This window comes from Sandaracinobacteroides hominis, assembly GCF_016464365.1.
Lineage (GTDB): Bacteria > Pseudomonadota > Alphaproteobacteria > Sphingomonadales > Sphingomonadaceae > Sandaracinobacteroides > Sandaracinobacteroides hominis.
The window spans coordinates 99,055-118,718 of record NZ_JADCUC010000006.1 but is presented as its reverse complement, the minus strand read 5'-3'; the positions used below and the strand labels follow the sequence as shown (position 1 = coordinate 118,718).

18 protein-coding genes are annotated in these 19,664 nt (G+C 65.5%); 9 read left to right on the top strand and 9 right to left on the bottom strand.

What is annotated here, in order from left to right; all coding sequences use genetic code 11:
* The first annotated feature begins 136 nt into the window (after positions 1-136).
* Both IM784_RS13250 and IM784_RS13245 read left to right on the top strand, forming a co-directional pair.
* Entirely contained in the window at positions 137-1,597 is a 1,461-nt protein-coding gene (locus IM784_RS13250; RefSeq protein ID WP_199555819.1) for an amino acid permease, read from the top strand.
* A 254-nt stretch (positions 1,598-1,851) separates the two neighbouring features.
* Positions 1,852-3,420, top strand: a complete 1,569-nt coding sequence (locus IM784_RS13245) for a DEAD/DEAH box helicase (protein ID WP_199555818.1) — start codon at positions 1,852-1,854, stop codon at positions 3,418-3,420.
* 80 nt (positions 3,421-3,500) lie between these two features.
* On the opposite strand, the gene IM784_RS17460 is transcribed toward IM784_RS13245, so the two are convergent.
* Together IM784_RS17460 and IM784_RS13240 are read right to left on the bottom strand one after the other, a co-directional pair.
* Entirely contained in the window at positions 3,501-3,632 is a 132-nt protein-coding gene (locus tag IM784_RS17460; RefSeq protein ID WP_268920856.1) for a hypothetical protein, read from the bottom strand.
* Complete coding sequence (locus tag IM784_RS13240) at positions 3,622-3,942, bottom strand: toll/interleukin-1 receptor domain-containing protein (protein WP_199555817.1); 321 nt, start codon at positions 3,940-3,942, stop codon at positions 3,622-3,624. The genes IM784_RS17460 and IM784_RS13240 overlap by 11 nt, the downstream gene beginning before the upstream one ends.
* 86 nt (positions 3,943-4,028) lie before the next feature.
* On the opposite strand from IM784_RS13240, the gene IM784_RS13235 reads away from it, so the two are divergent.
* Complete coding sequence (locus IM784_RS13235) at positions 4,029-4,493, top strand: hypothetical protein (protein ID WP_199555816.1); 465 nt, start codon at positions 4,029-4,031, stop codon at positions 4,491-4,493.
* Here IM784_RS13235 and IM784_RS13230 read toward each other — a convergent pair.
* From IM784_RS13230 to glmM, 5 genes are all read right to left on the bottom strand, one after another.
* A complete protein-coding gene (locus IM784_RS13230) occupies positions 4,483-6,465 on the bottom strand; it encodes a TonB-dependent receptor (RefSeq protein WP_207791763.1) in 1,983 nt (660 codons plus the stop codon). The two genes, IM784_RS13235 and IM784_RS13230, sit on opposite strands and share 11 nt — an antisense overlap.
* Positions 6,466-6,780: 315 nt before the next feature.
* The gene (locus IM784_RS13225) at positions 6,781-7,896 is read right to left on the bottom strand and encodes a site-specific DNA-methyltransferase (RefSeq protein WP_328799545.1); all 1,116 of its coding nucleotides are present in this window, start codon (positions 7,894-7,896) and stop codon (positions 6,781-6,783) included.
* Positions 7,897-8,026: 130 nt separating this feature from the next.
* The gene (locus tag IM784_RS13220) at positions 8,027-8,623 is read right to left on the bottom strand and encodes a ribonuclease HII (protein ID WP_199555814.1); all 597 of its coding nucleotides are present in this window, start codon (positions 8,621-8,623) and stop codon (positions 8,027-8,029) included.
* A complete protein-coding gene (gene thiD, locus IM784_RS13215) occupies positions 8,620-9,438 on the bottom strand; it encodes a bifunctional hydroxymethylpyrimidine kinase/phosphomethylpyrimidine kinase (RefSeq protein ID WP_199555813.1) in 819 nt (272 codons plus the stop codon). The genes IM784_RS13220 and thiD overlap by 4 nt, the downstream gene beginning before the upstream one ends.
* Positions 9,438-10,772 carry a phosphoglucosamine mutase gene (gene glmM, locus IM784_RS13210; RefSeq protein ID WP_199555812.1) on the bottom strand — a complete coding sequence of 445 codons (1,335 nt, stop codon included), beginning with the start codon at positions 10,770-10,772 and terminating at the stop codon, positions 9,438-9,440. The genes thiD and glmM overlap by 1 nt, the downstream gene beginning before the upstream one ends.
* 71 nt (positions 10,773-10,843) lie before the next feature.
* Between glmM and IM784_RS13205 the strand changes: the two genes are divergently transcribed.
* The 3 genes from IM784_RS13205 (at position 10,844) to ilvD (ending at position 14,395) form a co-directional block, all read left to right on the top strand.
* Positions 10,844-11,842 carry an aldo/keto reductase gene (locus IM784_RS13205; protein WP_199555811.1) on the top strand — a complete coding sequence of 333 codons (999 nt, stop codon included), beginning with the start codon at positions 10,844-10,846 and terminating at the stop codon, positions 11,840-11,842.
* The gene (locus tag IM784_RS13200; RefSeq protein WP_199555810.1) at positions 11,839-12,579 is read left to right on the top strand and encodes a sulfite exporter TauE/SafE family protein; all 741 of its coding nucleotides are present in this window, start codon (positions 11,839-11,841) and stop codon (positions 12,577-12,579) included. The genes IM784_RS13205 and IM784_RS13200 overlap by 4 nt, the downstream gene beginning before the upstream one ends.
* A 100-nt stretch (positions 12,580-12,679) precedes the next feature.
* The gene (gene ilvD, locus IM784_RS13195) at positions 12,680-14,395 is read left to right on the top strand and encodes a dihydroxy-acid dehydratase (protein ID WP_199555809.1); all 1,716 of its coding nucleotides are present in this window, start codon (positions 12,680-12,682) and stop codon (positions 14,393-14,395) included.
* A gap of 9 nt (positions 14,396-14,404) precedes the next feature.
* Here ilvD and IM784_RS13190 read toward each other — a convergent pair whose 3' ends face one another.
* A complete protein-coding gene (locus IM784_RS13190) occupies positions 14,405-15,346 on the bottom strand; it encodes an alpha/beta hydrolase family protein (RefSeq protein ID WP_199555808.1) in 942 nt (313 codons plus the stop codon).
* A gap of 35 nt (positions 15,347-15,381) precedes the next feature.
* Positions 15,382-15,840: a (2Fe-2S)-binding protein gene (locus IM784_RS13185; RefSeq protein ID WP_199555807.1), complete on the bottom strand. Its 459-nt coding sequence runs from the start codon at positions 15,838-15,840 to the stop codon at positions 15,382-15,384.
* A 47-nt stretch (positions 15,841-15,887) separates the two neighbouring features.
* On the opposite strand from IM784_RS13185, the gene IM784_RS13180 reads away from it, so the two are divergent.
* The 3 genes from IM784_RS13180 (at position 15,888) to ctaD (ending at position 19,659) form a co-directional block, all read left to right on the top strand.
* Positions 15,888-16,706 (top strand): crotonase/enoyl-CoA hydratase family protein, encoded by an 819-nt coding sequence (locus tag IM784_RS13180; protein WP_199555806.1) that lies wholly within the window; start codon positions 15,888-15,890, stop codon positions 16,704-16,706.
* A 114-nt stretch (positions 16,707-16,820) separates the two neighbouring features.
* Positions 16,821-17,942 (top strand): cytochrome c oxidase subunit II, encoded by a 1,122-nt coding sequence (gene coxB / locus IM784_RS13175; protein ID WP_235977249.1) that lies wholly within the window; start codon positions 16,821-16,823, stop codon positions 17,940-17,942.
* A gap of 13 nt (positions 17,943-17,955) precedes the next feature.
* Complete coding sequence (gene ctaD / locus IM784_RS13170) at positions 17,956-19,659, top strand: cytochrome c oxidase subunit I (protein WP_199555805.1); 1,704 nt, start codon at positions 17,956-17,958, stop codon at positions 19,657-19,659.
* The last annotated feature ends 5 nt before the right edge of the window (positions 19,660-19,664 follow it).

Sequence of the window (19,664 nt, the reverse complement as noted above, 5' to 3'; positions counted from 1 at the left end):
GCTTGCCGCGGCTTTATGACTTTGGCGTCACATCCCGCTTGACTGGAAAGCGCCCCTTCATCAGGTTTCGGCCACGCAAAATGCATGGGACCCCCAATCAATGGAGGGCCCACCCCCGGGGGTTCAGGAGACCGCAATGCTATTCTGGCGCGTAAAGCCACTCGACGACATACTTGCAACTGCCGAGCGAAAGGCGCTCACCCGCACTCTTGGTGCTTTCCAACTTACCATGCTGGGCATCGGCGCCATCATCGGCACCGGCATCTTCGTGCTGACGGCCGAGGCGGCCACCAAGGCCGGCCCGGCAATGATGATCAGCTTCGTGATCGCGGCCACCGTCTGCGCGCTGGCCGCGCTTTGCTACGCGGAAATGGCCTCCATGATCCCGGTTTCGGGATCGGCCTATACCTACAGCTATGGGACCATGGGCGAGCTCGTCGCCTGGATCGTGGGCTGGGCACTGGTGCTGGAATATGCCATCGCGGCATCCGCCGTATCGGTGGGTTGGTCGGGCTATATGGTCCGGCTTGTCGAGGAAATTCTCAACATTTCGATACCGACAACCTTCACCAACGGGCCGTTCGACAAGACGCCGGGGCTCATCAACCTGCCGGCCATGTGCATCGGCCTTGTCTGCATGCTGTTGCTGATAGTCGGCACCAAGGAAAGTGCGCGTTTCAACACCGTTCTGGTGTGCGTGAAGGTGGCGGCGCTGGCGCTGTTCATTGCGCTTGCGATTCCGGCGATGGATTCCGCGAACTTCCAGCCCTTTGCTCCAAACGGCTTCTTCGCAAAGAATGTCGTGGATCCGATCAGCGGCAAGATGGTGACGGTTGGTGTCGCCGCCGCAGCCGCTTCCATCTTCTTCGCCTATGTCGGCTTCGATGCGGTTTCGACTGCGGCCGAAGAGACCATCAACCCTCAGCGCAACATCCCTATCGGCCTCATCGGCAGCCTGGCTGTCTGCACTATCATCTACCTGCTGGTTGCAGCAGGCGCGATCGGAGCCGTCGGCGCTTCTCCGACAGGTGAGCTGGCGTCCTCAAAGGAAGCGCTTGCCTATGTGCTGCGCGCAATCGGCCATGGCTGGGCTGGCGATCTGGTGGCTATCGCCGCCGGCATCGCACTTCCCTCGGTCATCCTGATGATGATGTTCGGCCAGACCCGGATCTTCTTCACCATGAGCCGCGATGGCCTGCTGCCGTCGATATTCTCCAAACTGCATCCGAGATATGGCACCCCGCATGTGGTGACCATCTGCACCGGCCTTTTCGTTGCAGTTTTCGCCGCGCTGTTCCCGGTGGGCGCTTTGGCCGACATCTCCAACTCCGGAACGCTGTTCGCGTTTGCGCTGGTCGCCATCGGCGTGATGATCCTGCGTCGCACGCAGCCCGGCCGCACCCGCCACTTCCGCACCCCGCTGGTGTGGGTGGTCGCCCCGCTGGCGACCGTCGGCTGCGTGTTCCTGTTCACGCAGCTCTCGGGCTATACTGAGCTGATGTTCTTTGGCTGGGCGGCAATCGGGTTGGTGGTGTATTGGGCTTATGGCTATCGCAAAAGCCATGTGGCGCATCCGCATCTCGCGCCGGCGGAATAGCCCGCGCTGAACGCCAAACAGGGGGGCGCGCGGCGATCGCCGCGCGCTCCCTTGCTTTTTGAGCGCCGTTGCCCCATATGCTGCGGCGCAGCGATGGCCTCCGTCCGAAACATCGGGCGTGCGAGGAGCCCAGTCGCCGGGGCGCGTGATCGACGCGCGGGGCTTCTGCCCCCCGAACCGACCCCGGGTTACCGCTGCAATCCCCACGACATTCCTGCCACGCGGGATGTCTGACCGGCTCAAGCGTCGTTCGAATGCGAACGTGCGCGCGGGTCAGACCTGAAAGACGACCATTGACCACTTTTGAATCGCTGGGTCTTGCCCAGCCCCTTCTCGCTGCACTTGCCGAAGAGGGCTATGAAAACCCCACCCCTATCCAGCTGCAGGCCATTCCGCCGGCGCTGGAGCGCAAGGATCTGCTGGGCATCGCCCAGACCGGCACCGGCAAGACGGCGGCTTTCGCGCTGCCGATCCTCAACTATCTGATCGGTAACCCGGCCCCGCGCCGCAAGATGGCGCCGCGCGTGCTGGTGCTGGCCCCCACGCGCGAGCTGGCGACGCAGATCGCCGACAGCTTCCGCGCCTATTCGCGCTATATCAAGCTGACGGTGATGACGGTGTTTGGCGGTGTGCCGATCCCGCGCCAGGAAAAGCAGCTCTACACCGGTGTCGACGTCCTCGTCGCAACGCCCGGCCGCCTGCTGGACCTTGTCGATCGCCGCGCCCTGCTGCTCGATCAGGTAGAGGTGCTGGTGCTCGATGAAGCCGACCAGATGCTGGATCTCGGCTTCATCCACAGCCTGAAGCGCATTGCCCAGATCGTCCCGCGCCAGCGCCAGAGCCTGTTCTTCTCGGCGACGATGCCTGCCAGCATCGCCGATCTGGCCGGCCGTTACCTCACCAATCCGGTGAAGGTTGCCGTCGCCCCGGTTTCGACCACTGCGGAGCGCGTGCAGCAGTTTGTGACGCATGTGAATCAGGCCGAAAAGCAGCCGCTTCTCACCATGACGCTGAAACAGCCCGAGTTTGCGAAGTGCCTGGTGTTTACCCGTACCAAGCATGGCGCCGACCGCGTGGTGCGGCACCTGCAGGGTGCCGGCATCCGTTCGGCCGCGATCCACGGCAACAAGAGCCAGCCGCAGCGCGAACGGGCGCTGGAGCAGTTCAAGAAGGGGGAGATCGGCGTGCTGGTCGCGACCGACATCGCCGCGCGCGGGATCGACATCGACGCCGTCAGCCATGTGATCAACTTCGAGCTGCCGAATGTGCCCGAGCAATATGTGCACCGCATCGGCCGGACGGCCCGCGCCGGCCTCGATGGTGTTGCGGTCAGCTTCTGCGCACCGGACGAGAAGGCATATCTCAAGGACATCGAAAAGCTGACGCGGCTGAAGATCGACACGCTGCCGCTGCCGGAAAACTTCCTGAAGGAAGCGGCAAAGCTGCCGAAGCCGGTGCCGACGGCGGCCGGCGAACAACGCGACGAGCATCGTGCCCGTCGGGGTGAAGTTGGCACGCACAAGCATGCGCCGCGGCGCTTCGGCGAACGCGGCGGCCGCCCCGGCCAGAGCCGTCACGCCGACCACCGCAACGGCGAGAGCCGCTTTGGCGAACCGCGTGCCGAAGGCCAGCGCTCGGAAGCGAATCGCTCGGAGGGCCATCGCGCCGACAGCCACCGCTCGGATGAGCGCGCCCAACATGCGCACCCGCGCGCCCAGGGCAGCGGATACGGCGGCAACAACGGCGGGCGGGGCGGCTATGGCCGCAGCGGCGGCAATCGTGGCGGCGGCGGCAACCGCGGCCCCCGTGCCAGCGCCGGCTGAGAGGATCGCCAGCTAATGGGTATTCGGGCTCCGTTATCGCGTAAGCGGTTTCGGGGCCCTTCTCCTGAAACGGCCTGCTCTCAGCCGTAGCGGCCTGAGACGATTATCCAGACGACAAAGCCGAAGATCGCCCAGGCGAAAGGCACCCAGACTGGGGTGGAATCCTTCGATTTGCGCGCAACCTTCGGCTTGCCGCCGCGGTCAGCCGGCAAGGCTGGAACCGGCTTGTCCAGCAGGCGGGTAGCGGCGCGGGTAATTGCGCCCGACCATCGCCTCATCCAGCACCCAGTTGGAACGTACGGCGTCATCCGACCAGACGACCAGAACGGCGTCGGGGGCGCTTAGCTCACGGGTGATTTCGGCTGCGAACTGGTGCCCTCCCTCCAGCGCGGCATCCCACCAGACCTTGTAGCCAGCGCCTTCCAGCGCATGGGCCAGCCACTCCACCCGGTCCCGCTCTTCGCGGGCGTAGGAAATGAACAGGCGGACGGGTTCCGAAGACGTCGTCGTTCTCAAGGCCATGCGACTTGCCAGCATAATCCGTCGCTGCGATCGAAGCGTCAAAACCGGGGCTGGCGGGATGCCGCATCTCGCCCTATGGGCGCTGCATGACACGCAAGCTTTTTCGCGCGGCGCTGCCGCTATTCCTGCTGGCAAGCGGCGCTGCGCAGGCGCAGGACAATGGCTGGACGCTGGAGGTGCAGCCCACCACGGCCGCCCTGGTGCGGGGTAAGCCGCAGACGGCGAATGCATTCCGCATCGATTGCGGAGCCGCGAAGATGAGCCTGTCCACCTGGACCTCGCGGCTGCCGCGCAACATCCGGGAGGGCGAATTCCCCTCCAGCCTCAGCGTCTTCCAGGGTCGCACCGAACTGGTGCTGGGCGGCACCGGTCGCGTGCTACCCACCGGCGGCACCCGGGTCGATGCGCTGGTCGCCGATCAGGCCGGATTCCTGCGCGGAATCGGCCAGAACAGCCGCTTTGTCGTCGTCACCTTCGCCGGCCGCGCGACGGCTGCTGCGCCGACGGCACAGCAGCTCGCCGACTTCGGCAAGGCCTGCGCTAGAAGCTGATCCTGGCGGAGAGGCGGATATCGCGTCCGGCCAGCGGCGCATAGTCTTTCAGCACGCTGGTGCTGGCGCGGGCCTCCACATCGAAGATGTTGTTTGCAGCCAGCATCAGGGTCAGCGGCCCCTGCGGGCCCATCGGTTGCCAGTCGATGCTGGCGTTCACCATTGTCCAGCCTGGCGTCCGCGTCTCGAACTCGGCCGTGCGGCTCTGCGCAGAGGCACGCTCCACTTCCACCCTGCCGCCCAGCGGGCCGCCTTGCGCGGCCAGCCCGGCGATGACGCGGTACGGCGGAATACGCGGCACCGGTCCGCCCCCGCCCAACAGGTCGGCACGGACATAGTCGGCGACCAGCGTCCCCTTCAGCGCGGTGGAGCCAAAATCGGCCAGGTGCAGGTCACCGTCCAGCTCGGCGCCATAATAGCGCGCGCGGCTCTGATAGGCCTGGAACACCGGCAGGTCGTCGCGAACCTCCCCGGTCTGGGTGTCATAGATGAAGCCATTGAAATGGCTGTAGAAGGCTGAGATTTCCAGCCTGTATCCGTCTCCCTTGCCGCGCAGGGTCAGCTCAGCCGAGGTGGAGCGTTCGAGACCGAAATCGGGGTTGCCGATCTCATAGGCCTGCGTCGCACCGTGCGGACCGTCGGCGTAAAGCTCTTCGGCGGAAGGCGCCCGCTCGGAGTAGCTGAGGTTCAGACCAGTCCTCCATCCTGGAGCCAGTGCGATCGAAGCGCCACCCGAACCGGAAAAGGCGGTGAAATCGCGCGATGGAGCGCCGACTGCACGAACCTTGCTGTTTTCGACCCGCGCGCCGGCCTCTGCCTGCAGGGCGCCGAAGTCGAACTGCTGCAACGTGAAGATGCCCACCTGCTCGGTGGAGTTGCGCGGCAGGAACGCCTCTTCGCCGATGATATTCATGTCACGGGCCAGATACTGCACGCCGGAAGCGCCTTTCCAGACGCCCTGCTCGCGCTGCACGGCCTCGAAGCGGGCTTCGAGCCCCTGCGCAAAGAAGCGCGTGCCGACTTCTCCGCCTTCCTCGAGTTCGGCGTGCTGGTAGTCGGCGAAACCGAAGCGGAAGCGGAGACGATCGATGAAGCCGCCACCCGTGCCGAAATCGGCCCGCGCATCCACGCGCGTCTGCTGCATGTCGATGACCGGCGCCTCGGGGGCTTCGTCGGATGCTGGATCGAAGCGGACGGGAACGCCGTAGACGCTGTCATAGTGGCTCACCGCCACGCCGATGCTGTCCTTGCCCGAAACATAGGCGAGGCCAACGGAACCATCCTTGGTCTCGGCAGCGGTGTTCGGCAAGCGGCCGCGGCGATCGCCTTCAGCTGCCTGCCCAAGCGCCTCGGCCTCTTCCCGAATGGGCTGGGCATAAATGTAGCCGCCGGTGCGCAGATCGTCCGATTTCGCCCAGCTGCCATCCACATGCGCAACCAGCCCGCTATTGCCCAGCGGCACGTCGGCGCTGGCAGCAATGTTGCGTGCCTTGGCGGCCGTCGCATAGGCGGCCGTCGCATCCAGGTGCACATGGCCCTCCGGGATCGTCGAAGGGATGCGGCCGTCCTGCACGTTCACCACCCCACCAATGGCGGCCGAACCGTAAAGCAGGGCCGCCGGGCCGCGCACCACCTCGATGCGGCGGGCGGTGAGCGGGTTGATGACGACGGCATGGTCCGCCGAGGTGTTGGAAACGTCAAAGCTGCCAATGCCGTCCGTCAGCATGCGGATGCGTTCGCCTTGAAACCCGCGAAGGATGGGGCGCGAAGCGTTGGGGCCAAAGCTGGTCGCCGAAACACCGGGGAGCCGGGCCAGCGTATCGCCAAGCGTCGGACGCACGGCGCTTTGGAGCGTCGCGCCGGAGAGGACACTCACGCCTGACAGGAGATCGACCTTGTTGCGGACGATGATGCCGGTGACGATGATGTCCTGGCCCTGATCGGGATGTACGTCATCGTCCGCGGGCCGCACGTCCCCGGCTGCCTGCGCGGCGTGGAGCGGCAACAAGGCGTACACAAGGGCAGGAAAGAGCAGGGGCAGCAGGCGACGCGACATCATTTTCTCCGATTTCGATGCTGCGGGGACTTAGATGTTATATTGTATCGTCGCAAGTGCGGATTCCAACGGCTCGTCGCGCCCATTTTTCAGTGGTGTCAGGGCCCAGTGCCCGAAAGGCGACCGCCCCGCCACCTGAGAGGGGTGGCGGGGCTGGTCATGAGGCATACCGGCAGTCGGAATTGCCGGCGCCGGGGGTTCGTCCCCCGAACTTCTTTTCACACCAGGCAGTTACGCGCTGGTGCGTGCCCTGTAATCCTCACGCATCTGGTCCAGGGGGACCAGACGCCCGCGGTTCTCGACATGCCAGAAGGTCCAGCCGTTGCAGCTGGGAAGGCCCTGAACGGCAGCACCCAATTGATGGATGGAGCCAGCCCGGCCACTTTCGAGCGCCAGTGACCCATCCGGCCGTACCCGCGCCCGATGGCGGCGCTGGCGATCGGTAAGGGTGGCACCCGGAGACAGCATTCCGGTTTCAACCAGAGCGCCGAAGGCAACGCGCGGCGCGGTGCGGGCCTCGCCGGTGATCACCCGGTCTTCCGCGGCCAGCGGCTCGACGGCGGCAATGCGCGCCTCGGCGACTTTCGCGTATTTTTCCTCACGCTCGATGCCGATGAAGTTGCGGCCCAATCGCTTGGCGACGGCGCCGGTGGTGCCGGATCCGAAGAAGGGATCGAGCACCAGCTGCCCCTCGTTCGTCGTCGCCAGCAGGATGCGATGCAGCAGCGCCTCGGGCTTCTGCGTCGGGTGGGCCTTCACGCCATCCACCTTCACTCGCTCCGAACCCGAGCAGATCGGCAGCACCCAGTCCGAGCGCATCTGCAGGTCTTCGTTCAGCGCCTTCATCGCCTTGTAGTTGAATGTGGGGCGGGCGCGCGGGCTCTTCGAAGCCCAGATCAGCGTTTCGTGGGCGTTGGTGAAACGCGTGCCCTTGAAGTTGGGCATCGGGTTCGCCTTACGCCAGACGATGTCGTTCAGCACCCAGAAGCCGAGGTCCTGCAGGATCGTGCCAACACGAAAGATGTTGTGATAGGTGCCGATCACCCACAGTCCGGCGTCGGGCTTCATTACCCGGTGCGCTTCGCGCAGCCAGTCACGGGTGAAGCGGTCATATTCCTCGAAGCTGCCGAACTTGTCCCAGCTGTCGGTCACCGCATCCACATGGCTGCCGTCGGGCCGGGTGAGATCGCCGCCGAGCTGCAGATTATAGGGCGGATCGGCGAAGACGAGGTCGACACTGGCGTCGGGCAGCTTCGCCATTTCGGCGAGGCTGTCGCCGATTATGATCCTGTTCTGACGCACCGAGAGACCCCCTGATTTCGTTTCGCCCTTAGGTTGGAGTCTCAGGGATTCAGTCGTCAAGTCATGGATTTATGGCAGACTCCTCGCATGTGGAATCGTCTGGCCGACGCACACATCATGTTGAGTCTGCCGGAATCCGCGAACCACCAGATATGGAGGCTGTTGCGCAAAAGACTCAGTTCAGGAGTTTCGAGATCGGGGCGAAGGATCGGCGGTGGTGCAGGTTCGGCCCCAAGCGGCTGAGGCCGGCCAGATGCTCGGCCGTGCCGTAGCCCATGTTGGTGCGCCAGCCGTATCCGGGATGGCCATGATCCAGCTCTCCCATGCGCCTGTCGCGCGCCACCTTTGCGGCGACTGCAGCCGCCGCAATGGAAGCGACGGTGGCATCTCCCTTGACGATGGCGCGGGCCGGAAAATCGAATCCCGGCAGCATGTTGCCGTCCACCAGCACCATCGCCGGCGGGCCCATCCGGGCGGCGAGTGCCGCCACCGCCCGCACCATGGCGAGGTGGCTGGCGCGCAGGATATTGAGGCGGTCGATCTCTTCGACCGAGGCCTCTGCCACGGCCACATATTGCAGGCTCGCGGCGATGGATTCGCGGCGCTTGCGCGGCACGGACTTCGAATCGCCCAGACCTTCAGGAACCGATTCGGCGCAGAGGCACGCGGCGGCCGCCATGACCGGCCCGGCAAGCGGACCCCGGCCGACCTCGTCGACGCCAAAGACCAGGCCGGAAAAGCCCGCCTCGATGCCCCAGCAGAGCCCGTTCACAGCAGCGCGAAATTGTGGCCAAGCGGGCCATGGCCCTGCCCCAGGCCGGGCGCTGCGGCCATCGCGGAGAGCACGAACCCACGCGCACGTTCCACCGCGACCGCCAGCGGCAGGCCGGCAGCAAGGCCCGTCGCCACGGCGCTGGCCAGCGTGCAACCGGTTCCATGCGTGCTGCGGGTGGCAATGCGCGGCGCCTCGAAGCGTTGCTGGCCATTGTGGCTTACCAGCCAGTCGACGACGCGCTCGCCCTCCAGATGCCCGCCCTTCGCCAGCACGGCGGCCGGCCCCATGCCGAGCAGTTCCTGCGCCGCCAGCAGCATGTCGGCCTCGTCCGCCACGTCGCTTCCGGCGAGCACCTCGAGCTCCGGCGCATTCGGCGTTACCACCGCCGCGTGGGGCAACAGGCGGCGGAGGAGCGCCTCAACGGCCTCTTCGGCCAGCAGCGAAGCCCCGCCCTTCGCGACCATCACCGGATCGAGCACGATGGGCGCGGATACCCCCATCAGGGCGTCGGCCACCGCCTCGACCGTTGCCGCATCTCCCAACATGCCGATCTTCACCGCATCGGCGCCGATATCCTCCAGCACAGCGCGGATCTGGCCCGCGACAATCCCGGGCGGCACCGGATGCACGGCGGAAACGCCCAGCGTGTTCTGCACGGTTATCGCCGTCACTGCCGTCGCCGCATAGCCGCCCAGCATCGTCACGGTCTTGATGTCGGCCTGAATCCCGGCGCCCCCGCCGGAATCCGAGCCGGCGATGATCAGCACGCGCGGCAGCCCGCGTCGGGCATTCGAGGGCACAACAGACCCCATCAGGCGGCCTTCGCCACCGCATCGCACACGGCCTCCACCGTCGCCGTCACCAGCGCCTCGTCCTGCCCTTCCGCCATCACCCGGATCAAGGGTTCGGTGCCTGACTTCCGCACCAGCAGCCTGCCCCGGCCTTCCAGCGCCCTTTCGGCGGCGGCGATGGCTTCCTTGACGCTCGCGGTTTCCAGCACGCGCGGTTCCTGCCGCACATTCTTCAACAGCTGCGGCCAGCGGGTGAAGCAGTTGAGCACCTCGCTGGCGGGCCGCGCCTCTTCCACCAGCACCGCCAGGATCTGCAAGGCCGCCAGCAGCCCGTCTCCGGTCGTGGCATGATCGGCCAGGATGATGTGCCCGGATTGCTCGCCGCCTACATTGCATCCGTGTGTGCGCATCGCCTCCAGCACGGCGCGATCCCCCACCGGCGTGCGAATCATCCTGAGGCCAAGTCCCTCCACGAACTTCTCGAGGCCGATGTTCGACATCACCGTCGCAACCAGCGCCCCGCCCTGCAGCGTGCCGGCCTGCTGCTGGTGCCGGGTGATCAGCGCCATCAGCTGGTCGCCGTCCACCACGCGCCCTTTTTCGTCGACGACGATCAGCCGGTCCGCATCGCCATCCAGCGCCAGGCCGATATGGGCGCCAGTTTCCAGCACCGTTTCCGCCAGCGTGGAGGGGTGGGTGGAGCCGACCTGATCGTTGATGTTGAAGCCATCCGGGGCAGCGCCGATGGTCGTCAACTCCGCGCCAAGCTCCCATAGCGCCTCGGGCGCGACGCGATAGGCAGCGCCATGGGCGCAATCGAGCACGACCTTCACACCGTCCAGCCGCAGATTCTCGGGGAAGGTGGACTTTACCGCGTGGATATAGCGGCCGCGGGCATCGTCGATCCGCCGTGCCCGGCCGATGGCGGGGCCGGCCGCCAGCGCGACATCTGCGTGCAGCATCTTCTCGATGGCCAGTTCCTGCTCGTCCGACAGCTTGTAGCCGTCCGGGCCGAACAGCTTGATTCCATTGTCGTAAAACGGATTGTGGCTGGCCGACAGCATCACCCCCAGATCGGCCCGCATTTCCCGTGTCAGCAGCGCCACTGCCGGAGTCGGCATCGGCCCCACCTGGATCACGTCCATACCGACGCTGGTGAAACCCGCGGTCAGCGCCTGTTCCAGCATATAGCCCGACAGCCGCGTGTCCTTGCCGATCAGCACCCGGTGTTTGTGGCTGCCCTTCAGGAACAGGGTGCCCGCCGCCTGCCCCACCTTCATCGCCAGTTCCGGCGTCATTGTCGGGCCGTTGGCCGGCCCCCTGATTCCATCCGTCCCGAAATAGCGCTTTGCCATCACTCGCCTCGCTTCTTAAGGCAGTGGCATAGGCCCATGGCCGGGACTCAAGCAAGCGAGCGGAGGCGAGAATGGAACGGCGCAAACTCGGAAATCTGGACGTATCGGCTCTGGGCCTCGGCTGCATGGGCATGGCAGGCGTCGCTGGCATGCAGGCGATGTATGGCCCGGTGGATCGGGCCGAGGCGATTACCACGCTGCATCGGGCGCTGGAGCTGGGGATCGATTTCCTCGACACCGCCGAAGTCTATGGCCCGTTCGCCAACGAGGAATTGCTGGGCGAGGCGCTGGCGGGCAAGCGCGACAAGGCGGTGATCGCCACAAAGTTCGGCTTCAACATCACCGACGGCAAGGTCGCCGGCGTGAACAGCCGGCCGGCGCATATCCGCGACGTCTGCGAAGCCAGCCTGAAGCGGCTGAGGACCGACCGCATCGACCTGTTCTATCAGCACCGGGTCGATCCCGCCGTGCCGATCGAAGATGTCGTCGGCACGCTCGCGGAGCTGAAGCGCGAAGGCAAGATCCTTGGCCTGGGCCTTTCCGAAGCCGGGCCCGAAACCATCCGCCGGGCGCACGCCACGCATCCGATCGACGCGCTGCAGAGCGAATGGTCGCTGTGGGAGCGCACCATCGAACCCGACATCATCCCGCTGATCCGCGAGCTGGGCATCGGCTTCGTGCCCTATTCGCCGCTGGGCCGCGGCTTCCTGACAGGCCAGGCGAAGCGCGCGGAGGAACTGCCCGATAGCGACTATCGCAAGAACGATCCGCGCTATCAGGGCGCCAATTTCGAGGCCAACATGAAGGCGGCGGATGCTGTGAAGGCGGTGGCCGCAAGGCATGGCGCGACGATGGCGCAGGTGGCGCTGGCGTGGCTTCTGGCGCAGGGGCCGGATGTGGTGCCGATCCCCGGCTCCAAGCGGCGCGTGACGCTGGAGGATAACGCCGGGGCCGCCGCGTTGAAGCTGACCGCCGACGATCTCGCCGCACTGGATGCGGCCTCTCCGGTCGGCGCCACGCAGGGAGACCGCTATGGCAGTGCGGCGATGATGAAGATGGTGCGCCTTTGATCGAGGCGTCGGCGGCGCTGCTGTTGGCCGCAGGATTGTGGGCCGGGGCGCAGAATGCGCTGGCCGGCGGCGGCAGCTTTGTCACCATCCCGGCGCTGATGGCGGCCGGGCTGGATGCGCGCGTCGCCAATCTCACCTCCACGGTGGCGGTGTTCCCCGGGCAGATCACCACCGCGCTTGCCAATCGCAGGCTGGTGTCTGGCATCGGCCCGTTCAGCTTCCTGATTCTGCTGGGAATCAGCCTGGTCGGCGGGGTGCTGGGGGCACTGCTGTTGCTGGCGACGCCCACAGATCTTTTCAGCAGGATGCTGCCCTGGCTGGTGCTGGTCGCTACCCTGCTGTTTGCCCGCGGCGCCTTCGGCAAGAAGCTGGGAGACGCCCATCTGAAGCCGCTCCCCTTCGGGCTCGGCCAGTTCGGCGTCGCCATCTATGGCGGCTATTTCGGCGGCGGCATCGGCTTTCTGATGCTGGCGCTGTTCACGCTGGCCGGCGCTGCGGTGAAGGAGGCGCAGGCCAACAAGAACGCGCTCGCGTCCGCGATGAATTTCTCGGGCGCGCTGGTGTTCATCCTGTCGGGCGAAGTCGACTGGAGCCACGCCCTGCCGCTCTGCGTCGGAACCGTCATCGGCGGCTATGCCGGTGCGCGGCTGATTGCCTATGTGCCGGACAAGGCCCTGAAACTGCTGGTGGTGCTGATCGGGCTGGCGCTGTTCGCAGGGCTGCTCTGGCGCGGATAGAGACCGAATATTTCGTTTGAAATATTCTGCACGTAATTAAAGTTCAATGTTGACGCCCGCGGACGGTTGCGCGAAAGGCCGCGACCGAAAGCGAGGAACCATGACGTTCGACAAATCCCGCCTGCCCAGCCGCCATGTGTCGGTCGGCCCCTCCAAGGCGCCGCACCGCTCCTATTATTATGCGATGGGTCTGACCGAGGAAGAGATTGCGAAACCCTTTGTCGGCGTCGTCTCGGCCGGAAACGACTCGGCCCCCTGCAACACCACGCTCGATTTGCAGGCCGATATCGCCCGCGAGGGCGTGATCGAGGGCGGCGGCATGCCGCGCCGCTTCAACACCATCACCGTCACCGACGGCATCGCCATGGGCCACCAGGGGATGAAGGCCAGCCTCGTCTCGCGCGAAGTGATCGCCGATTCCATCGAACTGTCGGTGCGCGGCCACTGCTATGATGCGCTTGTCGGCTTTGCCGGCTGCGACAAGAGCCTGCCCGGCATGATGATGGCGATGCTGCGCCTGAACGTCCCCTCGATCTTCGTCTATGGCGGCTCGATCCTGCCGGGCCACTTCCACGGCAAGGATGTGACGGTGAAGGACGTGTTCGAGGCGGTAGGCAAATATGCGGCGGGCAACTGCCCGCTGCACGAGCTGATCGCGCTGGAAAAGGTCGCCTGCCCCGGCCACGGCGCCTGCGGCGGCCAATATACCGCCAACACCATGGCCTGCGTGGCGGAAGCGATCGGCCTGTCGCTGCCCAGCTCCAACATGGTGCCAGCGCCCTATGAAAGCCGCGCCGACATCGCCCGCGATGCAGGGCGCGCCGTGATGCGGCTGCTCGAACAGAATATCCGCCCGCGCGACATCTGCACGCGGCAGGCCTTTGAAAACGCTGCCCGTGTCGTTGCCGCAACCGGCGGCAGCACCAACGGCGCGCTGCACCTGCCGGCGATGGCGCATGAGGCGGGGATCGAATTCACGCTGTTCGACGTCGCCGAGATCTTCAAGTCGACGCCCTACATCGCGGACCTGCAGCCGGGCGGGCAATATGTGGCCAAGGACATGCACGATGCCGGCGGCGTCTATATGGTGATGAAGACGCTGCTGGAGGGCGGCTTCCTGCACGGCGACTGCCTGACCGTCACCGGCAAGACGCTGGCGGAGAATATCGCGCAGGTGACGTGGAAGCCCGACCAGAAGGTCATCTACCCGGTTTCCAACCCCATCACCCCCACTGGCGGCGTGGTCGGCCTGCGCGGCAGCCTTGCGCCCGACGGCGCCATCGTGAAGGTCGCCGGGCTGCATGTGCTGGAATTCGAAGGCCCGGCGCGCGTCTTCGACTGCGAAGAGGATTGCTTCGCCGCCGTCGAAGCCCGGCAGATCAACGAGGGCGAAGTCATCCTCATCCGCTATGAAGGGCCCAAGGGCGGCCCCGGCATGCGCGAGATGCTGGCGACCACCGCCGCGCTTTATGGGCAAGGCATGGGCGACAAGGTGGCGCTGATCACCGATGGACGTTTCAGCGGCGCGACCCGCGGCTTCTGCATCGGCCATGTCGGCCCCGAAGCTGCCGAGGGCGGTCCCATCGCGCTGGTGGAAGACGGCGACCGTATCCGCATAGACGCCAGCACCGGTGTCATCGACCTGCTGGTGGACGACGCCACGCTGGCGCAGCGGCGGGCGGCGTGGAAGCCGCGTCTCAACGACTATCAGTCGGGTGCGCTCTATCGCTACAGCCAGACGGTCGGCCCGGCCTCCCTGGGGGCGGTGACGCATCCGGGCGGCAAGGCGGAAACCCATATGTTCGCCGACATCTGACGCGCGACTCTATTTCACCTGCAACTTGTCCCCCGTGCGGAGCAGCGCCTGCGCGGGGGCAAGATCCGGAACGCCGTTTCCGCCCAGATTGGCCCGGAAGAAGGCGCTAGTCGCCGCGCTGACCACAGCGGTTACGTGCGGGTTCGGCACGCCGCGCCCACGCCCGCCGCCGCCACTGAAGGCGGCATGGTCAGCGCCCTCCAGCCAGATACCGACGCTGGACTTGCCGGTCGCGCTAACAGGCAGCGCCTGGAACACCGCGGCTCGCGCTGCCGTCACTTCGCCGATGTCCTTGCCCTGTGCCATCGGGCTGCCGTCGGCGCTGCCGGTCGTCGCCAGCACCGGTATGGCGATGGCGCCGAACGCCGCCGGTGCAGCCGACGCCTGGTTGCGCGGGGGCATGGGGCTCAGCGCCGCGACCGCCTTGAAGCGCGGATCGCGATAGAGGGCGCCCATCGGGCCGAATTTCTGCCCGGCCACCGCCAGCACCGTATGCGCACCGAAACTATGCCCGGCAGCGCCCATCCGCGTTGCATCGCCGCGGCCCAGATCGCAGGCACCTATCCGCTCGCCCGCCTGCACGGCGTCGGCAACCCGGCTCATATCGGCGGCGCGGTCCGCCAGCTGACGCCCATTCGCTGCCGCCATCAATTGCTTCCGGGGATTGCCGCTGCCCTGCCAGACACTGGAATCCGATCCGGGATGCTGAACATGCACGACGAGGAATCCGGCCGCCGCCCACTGCTTCGCATAGGCCGTGCCTGCCTCTACCGAACCGCCCAGCCCGTGCGAAAAGAGGAGGACCGGCGCCCTCGCCTGCCCGGTTGCGGGCATCCGGACGCGGACAGGTATGGCGCGATCGCGCTTGCGGTCGGAAATTGTCCCGTCACAAACAGGGGCCGCAAGAGCAGGCGTCGCAAACGCCAGCATCAAGGGAAGAAGCAGTCGCATGAACAGGTTACGCGAGCGGGCGTCGCCGTCCCCCGTCAGCCCTCGCGAGCGATTTCCGCAGCCCGCAAGATCGCCGCCTCCACACGCGGATAGGTGCCGCAGCGGCAGATGTTGCTGATCGCCATCCGAATGTCGGCGCGGCTGGGGTTGGGGTTCGCTTTCAGCAGCGCCGACGCCGCCATGAGCATCCCCGACTGGCAGAAACCGCACTGCGGCACCTGCTTTTCCAGCCAGGCCATCTGCACCGGGTGCGAGCGATCGTCGGAAAGCCCCTCCACCGTCGTCACGAACGTGCCCTCGATGGTGCCGATCGGCACCTGGCAGCTGCGTTGCGCCACGCCATCGACATGCACGGTGCAGGCGCCACACAGCCCGGCGCCGCAGCCGAACTTGGTGCCGGTAAGATTCGACGCTTCCCGAAGCGCCCACAGCAGTGGCGTGTCGGGCTCCAGCTCATATTCTACGGGGTTGCCGTTCACGGTGAAGCGGGTCATGCCCCGCTTCATAGAGGTTCCGGAACGACGAGGGAAGCGAGACAAGAATGGCCTACACCTGCTTCAACTATTCGGTCGCAGACCATATCGCCCACATCCAGCTGTCACGGCCGCAGGCGCTGAACACGATGAACCGCGAATTCTGGGATGAAATCCCGGCCGTGTTCGCGGAAATCGACGCGGATGCCTCCATCCGCGCGGTGGTGATCTCGTCCACCGGCCGGCACTTCACCGCCGGGCTCGATCTCAATTTCGCCGGTTCCGCGCTGAAGGAGGATGGCGGCGACCTTGGCCGCGCGCGGGAAAAGTTCCGCCGCCACGTGAAATATATGCAGCAGCCGTTCAATGCGGTGGACGCCTGTCGCGTGCCGGTGATCGCCGCCATCCAGGGCGGCTGCATCGGCGGCGGCGTGGATTTCATCACCGCCTGCGACATCCGGCTGGGCAGCGCCGACTGCTTCTTCACGATCCAGGAAATAAACATCGCCATCGTCGCCGACGTGGGCACGCTGCAGCGCATCCCGCACCTGCTGCCGCAGGGGTTGATCCGCGAGCTCGCCTACACTGGCCGCCGCTGGAAGGCCGAGGAGGCTGCAGCGCAGGGATTCCTCAACAGGGTGCTGCCGGATGCCGACTCGACGCTGGCCGCCGCGATGGAGATGGCGCAGGAAATCGCCCGCAAGAGCCCGCTGGCGATTGCCGGCATCAAGCAGGTGCTGAATGCCGGCCGCGACATGAGCATCGAGCAGGGACTGGAGTATGTCGCGGTGTGGAACGCCGGCATGCTGCAGGGAGAGGATATGCGGCGCGCTGTCACCGCCCAGCTATCCAAGGGCGAAGCGGAGTTCGACGATCTCGTTGCCTGACAAGCGGGCACAACCGCAACAGTGTCGCAATAAGCCACAAAAGCTTGTCGCCTATGACCCTGTTGGGTATGGCGCGCTCCAACAGCTACGAATCCCGGGACAGAGGACTAGGGAATGACAAAGGGTTGGGCCTCGGCCCTCATCTCCAACGGCATCAAGGGCGCTGCCATTGCGGCAGCGCTTGCATTTGCCGGTACTACAATGGCCCAGGAAGCCGCACCTGTCGCAACGACTGCCGCTGAAACCGTTGCCCCGGTGGCGCCGCCGGCCCCGGCCGAAGTCGGCGCCGCAGTCGTCGCCGGCACAGCCGAACACGCCGCCGCGCAGAACAGCGCGATTGCCGGCTATGAGCGCATGAAGCCGACGGAAGGCATCGGCATGCCGGTGCCGAAGGGCATCGCCATCCAGGAACAGTTCACGCCAATTGGCAAGGAAGCCAAATGGATGCTGGAATATATCCTGAACCCGGTGATCGCCTTCATTTCGGTCTTCGTTCTGGCGCTGCTGGCATGGGTGATCATCCGCTACCGCTCCGGCGCGGTGGAAACGCCCTCCACCACCACGCACAACTTCACCATCGAAGTGGTGTGGACGCTGCTCCCGGCCTTCATCCTGCTGGCGATCGCCTTCCCCAGCTTCCGCCTGCTGGCAAACCAGTACAACCCGCCCAAGGCCGACGTGACCATCAAGGTGACCGGCTATCAGTGGTACTGGGGCTATGAATATCCCGACTATGGCGGCATCAGCTTTGACAGCGTCGTGCTGAGCAAGGAAGAAGCCGCGAAGAACGGCGATCCGTATCTGCTGGGCGTCGACAACCGCATCGTCGTCCCTGCCGGCAAGACGGTCAAGCTGCTGATCACCGCCGCTGACGTGCTGCACAGCTTTGCCGTGCCCAGCTTCTGGGTGAAGATGGACGCTGTTCCGGGCCGGATCAACGAAAGCTGGTTCAAGGTGGATCGCCCCGGCGTCTATTACGGCCAGTGCTCCGAGCTCTGCGGCACCAAGCACGGCTTCATGCCGATCACGGTGGAGGTGCTGCCCGAGGAAGACTTCAAGCGCTGGGTGCGCATGAAGCAGCAGCAGGACGGCATCGATCCGACCGGCCCCGGCATCGCCATCGAGCGCACGCCGATCACGCCGGCCGCCGCAGCCGCAGCCGTCCGCGCTGCCGTCGCGCCCGCCACTGCCCCGCAAGTTACCAGCACCGCGCCCGCCGCGGCGCCGGTCGCCTGAGAAGGACCCGACCATGGCAAGCACTGCCGATACCCATGCCCTTCAGGCGCACGGTGACAATCACGACCACGGTTCGCATGGCGTGCATTCGCACGACGATCACGACCACAAGCCTTCGTTCTTCGCGCGCTGGTTCCTGTCCACCAACCACAAGGACATCGGCACGCTCTACCTGATCTTCGCGATCTTCGCGGGGATCGTGGGCGGCGCACTTTCCGGCTTCATGCGCTGGGAGCTTGCCAATCCCGGCATGCAGGTGCTGCCCTGGTTCACCGACGGCAACATCGATGCCGCCTATCATCTGTGGAACGTGTTCATCACTGGCCACGGCCTCATCATGGTGTTCTTCATGGTGATGCCCGCCCTTATCGGCGGCTTCGGCAACTGGTTCGTGCCGATCATGATCGGCGCCCCCGACATGGCCTTCCCCCGGATGAACAACGTCTCCTACTGGCTGACGACTGTTGCCTTCGTGCTGCTCGGCATCTCGATGTTCGTCCCCGGCCCGGCCGGCTTCAACGGCGCCGGCACCGGCTGGACGGTCTATCCGCCGCTCTCCACCTCGGGCCACCCCGGACCTTCCGTCGATCTTGCGATCTTCGCGCTGCACCTCGCCGGTGCCGCCTCGATCCTGGGCGCCATCAACTTCATCACCACCATCTTCAACATGCGCGCGCCGGGCATGACCCTGCACAAGATGCCGCTGTTCGTGTGGTCGGTGCTGGTCACTGCCTTCCTGCTGCTGCTGTCGCTTCCGGTTCTGGCCGGCGCCATCACCATGCTGCTGACCGATCGCAACTTCGGCTCGACCTTCTTCGATCCGGCCGGCGGCGGTGATCCGATCCTGTACCAGCACCTGTTCTGGTTCTTCGGCCACCCCGAAGTGTACATCATGATCCTGCCCGCCTTTGGTATCGTCAGCCAGATCATCTCCACCTTCAGCCGCAAGCCCGTCTTCGGCTATCTGGGGATGGCCTATGCGATGGTCGCGATCGGCTTCGTCGGCTTTGTCGTGTGGGCGCACCACATGTTCACGGTCGGCCTCAGCGTGAACACCAAGATGTACTTCACCGCCGCCACGATGATCATTGCCGTGCCCACGGGCGTGAAGATCTTCTCGTGGATCGCCACCATGTGGGGCGGCAAGATGACCTTCCAGACCCCGATGCTGTGGGCGCTGGGTTTCATCTTCATGTTCACCGTGGGTGGCGTCACCGGCGTCGTCCTCTCGAACGGCGGCATCGACACCTACATGCACGACACCTATTATGTCGTCGCGCACTTCCACTATGTGCTCTCGCTGGGCGCGGTGTTCGGCCTGTTCGCGGGCTTCTACTACTGGTTCAGCAAGATGTCGGGCCGCGAGTACAACGAGCTGCTGGGCAAGCTGCACTTCTGGATATTCTTCATCGGCGTGAACGTGCTGTTCTTCCCGATGCACTTCCTGGGCCAGGACGGCATGCCCCGTCGTATCCCGGATTATCCCGAAGCCTTTGCCTATTGGAACCACATCGCCTCGCTCGGCTATGCGATCATGCTCGTCGGCATGGTGATCTTCTTCATCAATGTCTTCTGGTCGCTGCTGGCGGGCAAGAAGGCTGCCGCCAACCCATGGGGCGAAGGTGCCACCACGCTGGAGTGGACGCTCTCGTCACCGCCGCCGTTCCACCAGTTTGAAACGGTGCCGGACCTGCGCAACATGAAGGGCGCGCACTGAGGCCC